Genomic DNA, 9,024 nt, shown 5'->3' on the forward strand with positions numbered 1-9,024 from the left:
GCGCTTTTGTGGTACCCGCCACGGCGCGCCGTTGCAGCAAACTGGCTAGAGTGCTTCCAAGCCGCTTGCGGCCTCAATCACCGAACGCGTGAGCTCACCCAAAACCTCCGATTCCAAACGCCAACGCTGCCAATATAGGTCGATATCGAGCGGGGAGTCATCGAGAAGCACCAGCTCCTTCGCCTCTAAAAGCGGCAGTGCCTGGGCCTGGGGCAGCAATCCCCACCCTAGGCCGACGCGAACCGCCTCGAGGTAGCCCTCGGAAGAGGGAATCTGCGACACCCGGGCACGCACCACGGCCGAATCAATGAAGCGCTCGCGCATGGCATCATCCAATACCTGATCGTTGGGACCATATCCCACCAAGGGCATGGTTTCCCAGGTCAGCCTACCGCTATGGAAGCTCTCTGCAATATGCGGCGCCGCCACTGGGTAATAGCGCATGGTGCCCAAAAAGCTAGACTCGCAACCCGAGACCGGCGTAGCTTCCCTCGTTACTGCACCCAGCACATCGCCACGCCGCAACATGGCTAAGGTGCGTGCTTCATCCTCAATCCGGATGCGCAAAGCTACGTCGCCCCGCCGCGCGGTATCACTCAGGACCTTTGTAAACCATGTCGCGAGGGAATCCGAGTTCACGGCCACAGACAGCGGGACCCGAGCTAGGCGATGGCCTAGGCGGGCATCCGTTTCTGCCTGCACTAACGCCATGCGGCGGGCGGACTGGACAAGGATCTCGCCCGCTTCCGTGGCGGTTACCGGGGTGGCACGGCGAAGGAGTACTCGTCCGGTGCTCGACTCCAAGGCCTTGATACGCTGGCTCACCGCAGACGGCGATATACCGAGCACGGCCGCGGCAACGTCAAAGCTGCCTTCGTCCACGATCGCAAGCAAGGTTTCTAGGTGCACCGGGTTCATGAAGCTATTCTAAACCAACTGAAGAAGCATTAACTGGACTAATCCAGCCTAAGAATTCACACTGGAAGGCATGTCCATCGTGCTTGCTGGTTTCTTTCTGGGATTATCGCTCATCGTGGCCGTCGGCCCGCAAAATGCCATGCTGCTTAAATTCGGCATCCGCCGTGATCACATCGGTTTAATCATTGCCGTCTGCGCGCTTTCCGACGTCATCCTGATTACCTCCGGCACAGCCGGCGTGGGCTACCTGGTAGAAAAATTCCCCTCCGCCCTGCAAGTCCTCAAATACGTCGGCGCGGCCTATCTGGCTTATTTCACCTTCACCTGCTTCCGCGATGCGTTTAAGACCAAAGGCGAGGCCATTGAGGTCGAATCCACCCAGCCGAAAGCCCCACAGGAAGTCGCCACCTTCGATGGGTCCACGTCCCGCAGCACGACAAAGACTAAAACTCGCCTGGAGATAAAGCGCTCCCCCTCCTGGGTTAAGCCGCTTCTGACCGCCCTGGCCTTAACATGGCTCAACCCAGGCGCCTACGTGGACGTGGTGGTAATGCTCGGCAGCATTGCCAACCAATACGGCGAATCAGGGCGCTGGCTTTTCGCCGTGGGTGCTATCTGCGCCAGCTTCACTTGGTTCCCGTTTATCGGCTTTGGCGCCGCACGATTTTCCCATGTGCTGTCCCGACCCACGGTATGGCGCTGGATCAACTTCGGTATCGGCGTCATCATGATTGGCCTAACGCTCAAGTTGCTCCTGCTCTAGGGGCCGGGTTCAAAGGGCCGCCTAATTGCCGCGAACGCGCGACGCGGTCGCACCGGCCCACCGGTTGATTCCGGCGTCGTGGGCGACGTCGTCAATCGCACCCAGCTCCTCCGCACTGAAGTCGAGGTTGTCCAGTGCCCCTAGGTTATGCTCGAGCTGCTCCACCGAAGAAGCGCCCAAAAGCGCCGAGGTTAGCGTGCGATCGCCTTGGTCGCGCAGTACCCACGAAATAGCCATCTGAGCTAGAGACTGTCCACGCTTGCGCGCAATATCGTTTAGGGCGCGAATCATCGACAGGTTCTCCTCATTGAGCCAGTCCTTCTCCAAGGTCTTATTCTTCGCCGCGCGGGAATCGGCGGGAATGCCATCAATATAACGATCCGTGAGCATGCCCTGTGCCAGCGGCCCGAAACCGATGACGCCCAGTCCGCTACGCCCGGTGACGTCAAGCAGCGACTCGCCGTCTTCGCCAGGACGTTCAATCCAACGGTTGAGAATGGAATAGCTTGGCTGATGAATCAGCAGCGGGCAGCCTTCCTCTTCCATAAATTCCACGGCCTCCGCGGTAAGCTCCGGCCCATAGGAGGAAATGCCCACATAGAGGGCCTTGCCCGAAGCCACGATATCGCGCAACGCATAAAGGGTCTCCTCCAGCGGGGTGTCTGGATCCGGGCGGTGGTGATAGAAGATATCCACGTAATCCAAGCCCATGCGCTTGAGCGACGCATCCAGTGAACTCACCAGGTACTTGCGGGAGCCACCAAAGCCGTATGGGGAGTCATTCATCACCCAACCGGCCTTGGAAGAGATGATCATTTCATCGCGGAAGGGGCGGAAATCACGAGCGAAGATGCGGCCGAAGTTGTCTTCGGCGGCGCCTGGCTCGGGACCATAGTTATTGGCCAAATCGAAATGAGTAATCCCCCGGTCATATGCTGCGCGCAGAATCTCGCGCTGCGTGGCCAGGGGACGGTCATCGCCGAAGTTCTGCCACAGGCCAAGGGAAATGGCCGGCAGCTTCAGCCCAGAGTTTCCTACTCGTCGGTACTCCATTGAATCATAACGGTCAGTTGCGGGGGCATAGATACTCATAGCACCCCATTGTCCGCTTAATTCTTCGGCTTGTCAGCCTGCGGCAGGTCCTCATCTTCCTCAGGGTCGCCGGATGCACCGGTTTCTTCGACCCACTTTTCAATTTCTTCCGGGGTGCGATCGGTTTCTACCGCATCACGCTCGGTGTAGTAGGAGTAATCGTGGCGCTTTTCTTCGTACTTTTTCTTGTCAAAGTCCACGTCATCGTCGCCGTCGAGCTCATCGGTGACTTCCTCCACCAGCTCATCGTACAGGGCCTCGTTGTCCATATTGGAGTCCTCGATGTGCTGGCCAATTTCATCGTCATAGCGCTCGGCGTCATATTCCTTGTCTGGGTGCAGCTTCAGGTGCATGAGGGCGCGTACGCGCTCACGGCGCACAGCCTCATCCTGGATCTGAGACTGGCTGCGGAACCATGCGAAGACCAAGATGGCAACCATCAAGATGCCCATGTAGCCAATGATTGGGTAGATGTAGTTCATCAAGGTCTTAAAGCCTGCGAAGGACACCGCGAAACCAGCCAAGCAGCCAATGACGAAGATTACCGGGAAACGCTTCTCATGGCCGGCAGACAAGCGCTTGCCCAGCGCGTAGAACATGCCGATGGCGGTATTGAAGATCATCAAGTAAATGATGACCGCCATGATGGCGCCCAGAGTCGGGTTAATACTATCGACCAAAGACAGCATCGGGATATCGGAGCCTTGCGCCTCGTCCGAATTCATCAACAAGGAAAAACCGGCAAGCCCCATCATGATGGAGTAGATGATACCGCCTACGACGCCGCCCCAGCCGGCTTCGCGCGGGCTAATATTGTCGCCGCCGATAACCAAGGACATGGACACGGCAAGCATGAGGGCAAGGCCGTTGTAGTTCAGTGCGGAAATCAGCCAGTTCCCAATAGGGGTATCGATCTGGCTGGAGGCGTCCATGGCAGCACCGATATCGTCCGGCATGTTAAGGCCGGTGTAGATAGCTACGCCAATGACCGCAATGATGATGGTCGGTGTTACCGTGCCGATAACCTTGGATACCTTATCCACGTCGAGCATGCCGACGAGCAAGACCAAGACCAACATGAGAGTGGAACCGATCCACGTCTTCCAGCCAAACTGCTGCTCCATGTTAGAGCCGGCACCGGCCAGCATCACAAAACCAATGGCAAAGAGGGTGATGATGACCGCCACATCCAGCAATTTGGAGACGATCGGGTGGGTGACATTGCGGAAAACAGTATTGTGTTCCGAGGCGTGGAAATAGCTTCCCAACTGCAAGAACACTGTACCCGCGAGGGTCATGACGAGTGCGGCGATAATGATGCCAGGAATGCCCCAGGTGCCAAAGGCAGTGAAGTACTGCACCACCTCTTGTCCCGTGGCAAAGCCTGCGCCGACCAGCAAGCCCACGAAGGACATTGCAATGGCGATAATGTTTTTAGAAGACACAGTTGCCTAACTTTTGTAGCGAATATCTCTCGCATACTGGTGCGCGCGGCCCTTGTCCCCCACTCCCCAGCACGTGGGCCGCACAACGCCAATATGCGTTCCTTAAGGAATGGTACGTAAGTGACGCGCCAAACACCTACTGACGCATACCGTTGTTGTGCTAAATCACATTTGGGGATATAGCGAAGTTAACTAACGCCCTAGTTTTCGAAGGTCGAGGTATCGATCACAAAACGGAACTTTACATCGCCGGCCACCACACGTTCATAGGCCGCATCGACATCGTGGACGCCGATCTTCTCAATGACGGCACCGATGCCGTGCTCGGCGCAGAAATCCAGCATTTCCTGGGTCTCTGCAATACCGCCGATATTATTTCCCGTCAGTACCTTACCGCCGCCGACGAGGCTGCTCATGTGGATTCCCAGTTCCTCTGGTGGAAGGCCGACCACAGACATAATGCCGCGCGGTTTAAGCAGCTGCAGATAATCATTGAGTGAATACTGGGCAGAAATGGTGGACAAGATGACATCGAATTCGCCGCGGTGGTTGGCAAAGAAATCCTCGTCCTCACCGGTGGCGAGAATGTGCTTCGCCCCGAGTTCGTACGCTTCCTTTTCCTTGCGCAGGGAGCGCGAAATCACAGTTACTTCCGCGCCCTTAGCCGCCGCGATCTGGACGCCCATGTGCCCCAAACCGCCCAAGCCCACTACAGCAACCTTGTCCCCCTCCTTGATCTGCCAGCGGGCCAAAGGCGAATAGGTGGTGATTCCGGCGCATAGCAGCGGGGCCGCTTCGTCAAAATCAATATCCTCTGGGATGGTGCATACGAAGCCTTCGTTGACGACTACCTTCTGCGCGTAGCCACCTTGGGTAATGGTGCCGTCTACGTCTTCGGAGTTATAGGTGCCAACATTGCCATTAAGGCAGTTCTGCTCTTGGCCGTTGCGGCATTGTTCGCACTCGCCACAAGAGTTCACCAGGCAGCCCACACCAACGCGGTCCCCCACCTTAAATTTGGTGACCTTATCTCCCACGGCCTCCACTACACCGGCGATCTCGTGGCCTACAGTCAACGGAAAATGGGCCTGGCCCCACTCGTTGCGAATGGTATGAATATCGGAGTGGCAAATGCCTGCTGCTTTAATATCAATGACCACGTCATCCTCGCGCGGATCGCGGCGTTCAATTTCTACGACCTTAAAGGGTGCTTCAGGGCTTTCCTTTTGCAATACTTTGCTTTTAATTGACATGCTCACGACCCTACGCGTAACCCTACTGACCTCGCATAACGAAAATAATCACCAATTTTGACGGAGGAAGGAAGGCATGAAAAAGCCAGCCACGCCTCCTCTTCGAGGAAAGTGCAAGCGCGGCTGGCTTAATGTGGTGCTTAGTTCAACTTTTCTGCGATGAGTTTATTGACCTGCCCAGGATCGGCCTTGCCTTGGGTGGCCTTCATGACAGCGCCCACAATGGCGCCGGTTACCTTCTTATTGCCGGCGCGATACTTCTCCACGATATCCGGGTTGGCGGCTAGCGCATCATCCACGGCCTTCTCGATGGCACCATCATCGCGCACGACCTCCAGGCCGCGCTTTTCGACGACCTCGTCGACGTCACCCTCACCCGCTAACACGCCATCAACAGCCTTGCGTGCAAGCTTGGTGGTCAGCTTGCCGTCGTTGACAAGGGCGATTACACGGGCCACATGCTGCGGGGTAATGGACAAACCAGCCAGGTCCGTTTCCTGCTCATTGGCCTTGCCAGCTAGGTAGGAAACCCACCAGGAACGTGCTTCGTCCGGTTTCGCGCCAGCCTCGACGGTATCCACGATGAGATCGAGGGCACCGGCGTTAACTAGGTCGCGCATCTCCTCATCCTTGATGCCCCACTCTTCCTGGATGCGGGCACGGCGTACCCATGGCAGCTCCGGAAGGGTCTGGCGCAGTTCTTCTACCCACTCGCGCGGAGCGATGACCGGCGGAAGGTCCGGATCATTGAAGTAGCGGTAATCCTCTGCGGTTTCCTTCGGACGTCCCTTGGAGGTAGTGCCGTCGGTCTCCTGGTAGTGACGGGTTTCCTGATCAATGGTGCCGCCATCTTCTAGTACCTGGGCTTGACGCTGCATCTCGAAGCGCACCGCCTGTTCCACGGAACGCAGGGAGTTGATGTTCTTGGTTTCGGTACGGGTACCGAATTCCTCTTGACCTACCGGGCGCAGGGACAGGTTGGAGTCCACACGCATCGAGCCTTGATCCATGCGGGCATCAGAAACGCCCAGGGCTGCAACCAGCTCTCGCAGGGCGGAAACGTAGGCTTTAGCCACCTCTGGTGCACGCTCACCGGCGCCGATGATCGGCTTGGTCACGATCTCAATGAGGGGAATGCCTGCGCGGTTGCAATCCACCAGGGATGCCGTAGCACCGTGAATGCGGCCATCGGCACCGCCCAGGTGGGTCAGCTTGCCGGTATCTTCCTCCATGTGTGCGCGCTCAATTTCCACGCGCCACTCGGTGCCATCCTCCAACACGACGTCCAGGTAGCCGTCATAGGCGATCGGCTCGTCATACTGGGAAATCTGGTAGTTCTTCGGCTGATCCGGGTAGAAGTAATTCTTGCGGGCAAAGCGAGAAGACTCCGCAATGGAGCAATTAAGCGCCAAGCCAATCTTGATGGCGCCCTCCACGCCCTTGGCGTTTACTACCGGCAACGCACCGGGCAGGCCTAGAGAGACCGGGTCAACATTGGAGTTAGGCGCTGCGTTGAAGTTCGTAGGAGAGGTAGAAAACATCTTAGTTTCCGTATCCAGCTCTACGTGGACTTCCATGCCCATTACCGGTTCAAACTTCTCTAGGACCTCATCAAAGTCCATCAGGTCATACATCGCAGCAGTCATGCGTGCCATCTTAATACGTCGATGCGCCCGCGCGCTCACACCCCTAAGCTGAATATTATGACTACACCACATAGCGTTGATGCCGCGCTTATCGATGCCCCTTTGATCAACATCGCAGTCTTTCGCACTGCCCCCACTCCAGAAGAGGTAAAGGAGCGCTTGAACTCGACTTTTGGCGAAAACCTGGGAGAGATCACTCCGGGCAAGAATCCGGGTAGTCTCATGGCAGAGCTGGATGAATCCTTTTTACTTCACTACCAAGCCATCGATACTCCTCCCACCCGCGATAGCTATGGTCTCCACCCTATTTTGAGCGCGGACGCCCGCGGCCTCGATTCCGCTACCGCTCAAATTCTCGTCTCCGTGCTTCCCCGGGATGCCGAGCACACTCGCGCACAGCAATCCCGCGAGGCACGCCGCGAGCACCTAGAGCTGCTTTCCAAGGCCACCGCTGTAGTTGCCGAGCATCCTGGCTGCTTGATAGTCCACAATCCTCGCGGCAACGTATCCATTGCACCAAATACTTTTTTGGAGGCCGTGCGGGACAACCTTGCGCCGATGCACATCGCGCCAGTATGGCTCACCCAAAAGGGAAACAAGATCTTGGGCTATACCGTGGGGCTGGTCCAAGCTGGACACCCCGAAATCCAGGCGGCCACCGAATCCATGGACCCCACCGATCTCTATTACAAGCTGGCCAATATCGCCGACCACGTTCTCCAAGGCGCCACCGTCAAAGACGGCGACACCCTGAGCTTCGAACAAGGTCAACCACCCCTGACCGCACAGAAAGAACCCTGGTTTGTAGACGAGTCTTTTCCAGCGGTCACGATTAGTTTCTAGCTAGCTCTTTTCTGCCTACGGGAATCCACATAGCGGCAGATGGCGGCCAGCACTGCACCGGAGAGGTTATGCCACACCGAAAAGACCGCTCCCGGCAGGGCGGACAGTGGGTTCATATAAGTCGATGCCAGAGAGGTAGCCAAGCCAGAGTTTTGCATGCCCACCTCGACGGCCATGGTGCGCCGAGCAGATACCGGCTGCTTGGTCACCAGTCCGGCAAGGTAGCCCAGGCCATAGCCGCACCCGTTATGGACAACCACGGCGACAAAGACCAGCACGCCGGCGGTAGCGATGGTGTCGTGCGCACCGCCAACCACAATGCACACGATGGCGGAAATAGCCGCAACCGAGATCCACGGCAATGCTGCGCTAATCTTTGCCACTACACGTGGAACCAGCATGCCAATGAAGATGCCGGCGACCACAGGGATGAGCACGACCTTGACAATGGACCAGGCCATTGCGGCGGCCGAGACCGGCATATACTCCCCTGCCAGCCACAGGGCCAGCAGCGGCGTTAACACCGGTGCCAATAGAGTGGAAATCGAGGTCATGGTCACCGATAGCGCCACGTCACCGCGCGCCAGGTAAGACACCACATTGGAGCTCGTCCCGCCGGGGGCGCAACCCACCAAGATGACGCCGGCAGCGACGGCATCTGGAAGATCCATGATGGCAACGACCGCTAGGGCCACCAGCGGCATGATGACAAACTGCGCCACCACCCCAATAAGCACGGGAAGCGGCCGGCGCGCTACCAAGGCAAAGTCCACCGGCTTGAGGGTGAGTCCCATACCAAACATGACGATCCCCAGCAGCGGGGTGACCTGCGGACCAAAGGATGCCGCGGTATTCGGTGCAAAGTATCCAATCACGCCGCCGATAATCACGAGCACCGGAAAGCCAAGCGCTGCAAAAAGAGCTTGGCGGTCTTGCACTGTGGAGGATCCAGCCGGTGCTTCCACCCGATTATCTGTCATGCTATCGATACTCATGGGCAAAAGAATACGCTCCCACAAAATGGGAGCGCTATCTTAATATTCGGAAGGTGTAGAGACACTATC

At 57.3% G+C, this 9,024-nt stretch carries 8 protein-coding genes; 2 read left to right on the plus strand and 6 right to left on the minus strand.

Going from position 1 to position 9,024, the window contains the following annotated elements:
- Positions 1–45: 45 nt before the first annotated feature.
- A complete protein-coding gene (locus L8V22_RS10470) occupies positions 46–918 on the minus strand; it encodes a LysR family transcriptional regulator ArgP (RefSeq protein ID WP_238800986.1) in 873 nt (290 codons plus the stop codon).
- Between the two features lie 70 nt (positions 919–988).
- On the opposite strand from L8V22_RS10470, the gene L8V22_RS10475 reads away from it, so the two are divergent.
- Positions 989–1,681 carry a LysE/ArgO family amino acid transporter gene (locus L8V22_RS10475; protein ID WP_238800987.1) on the plus strand — a complete coding sequence of 231 codons (693 nt, stop codon included), beginning with the start codon at positions 989–991 and terminating at the stop codon, positions 1,679–1,681.
- A 21-nt stretch (positions 1,682–1,702) separates the two neighbouring features.
- Here the strand turns inward: L8V22_RS10475 and L8V22_RS10480 are convergent, their stop codons facing one another.
- The 4 genes from L8V22_RS10480 to gatB all read right to left on the minus strand — a co-directional run bounded on the left by L8V22_RS10480 (position 1,703) and on the right by gatB (position 7,117).
- Entirely contained in the window at positions 1,703–2,773 is a 1,071-nt protein-coding gene (locus tag L8V22_RS10480; RefSeq protein WP_238800988.1) for an aldo/keto reductase, read from the minus strand.
- A gap of 17 nt (positions 2,774–2,790) precedes the next feature.
- Positions 2,791–4,218 (minus strand): YkvI family membrane protein, encoded by a 1,428-nt coding sequence (locus L8V22_RS10485; protein WP_238800989.1) that lies wholly within the window; start codon positions 4,216–4,218, stop codon positions 2,791–2,793.
- Between the two features lie 200 nt (positions 4,219–4,418).
- Positions 4,419–5,471 carry an NAD(P)-dependent alcohol dehydrogenase gene (locus tag L8V22_RS10490; RefSeq protein WP_238800990.1) on the minus strand — a complete coding sequence of 351 codons (1,053 nt, stop codon included), beginning with the start codon at positions 5,469–5,471 and terminating at the stop codon, positions 4,419–4,421.
- A gap of 140 nt (positions 5,472–5,611) precedes the next feature.
- Entirely contained in the window at positions 5,612–7,117 is a 1,506-nt protein-coding gene (gene gatB, locus L8V22_RS10495) for an Asp-tRNA(Asn)/Glu-tRNA(Gln) amidotransferase subunit GatB (RefSeq protein WP_238800991.1), read from the minus strand.
- Positions 7,118–7,174: 57 nt separating this feature from the next.
- Between gatB and L8V22_RS10500 the strand changes: the two genes are divergently transcribed.
- Positions 7,175–7,960: a DUF4261 domain-containing protein gene (locus tag L8V22_RS10500; protein WP_238800992.1), complete on the plus strand. Its 786-nt coding sequence runs from the start codon at positions 7,175–7,177 to the stop codon at positions 7,958–7,960.
- Here the strand turns inward: L8V22_RS10500 and L8V22_RS10505 are convergent.
- Entirely contained in the window at positions 7,957–8,955 is a 999-nt protein-coding gene (locus L8V22_RS10505) for a bile acid:sodium symporter family protein (protein ID WP_238800993.1), read from the minus strand. The two genes, L8V22_RS10500 and L8V22_RS10505, sit on opposite strands and share 4 nt — an antisense overlap.
- Positions 8,956–9,024 lie beyond the last annotated feature (69 nt).

It is taken from the genome of Corynebacterium yonathiae, from assembly GCF_027570195.1.
Taxonomy (GTDB): domain Bacteria; phylum Actinomycetota; class Actinomycetes; order Mycobacteriales; family Mycobacteriaceae; genus Corynebacterium; species Corynebacterium yonathiae.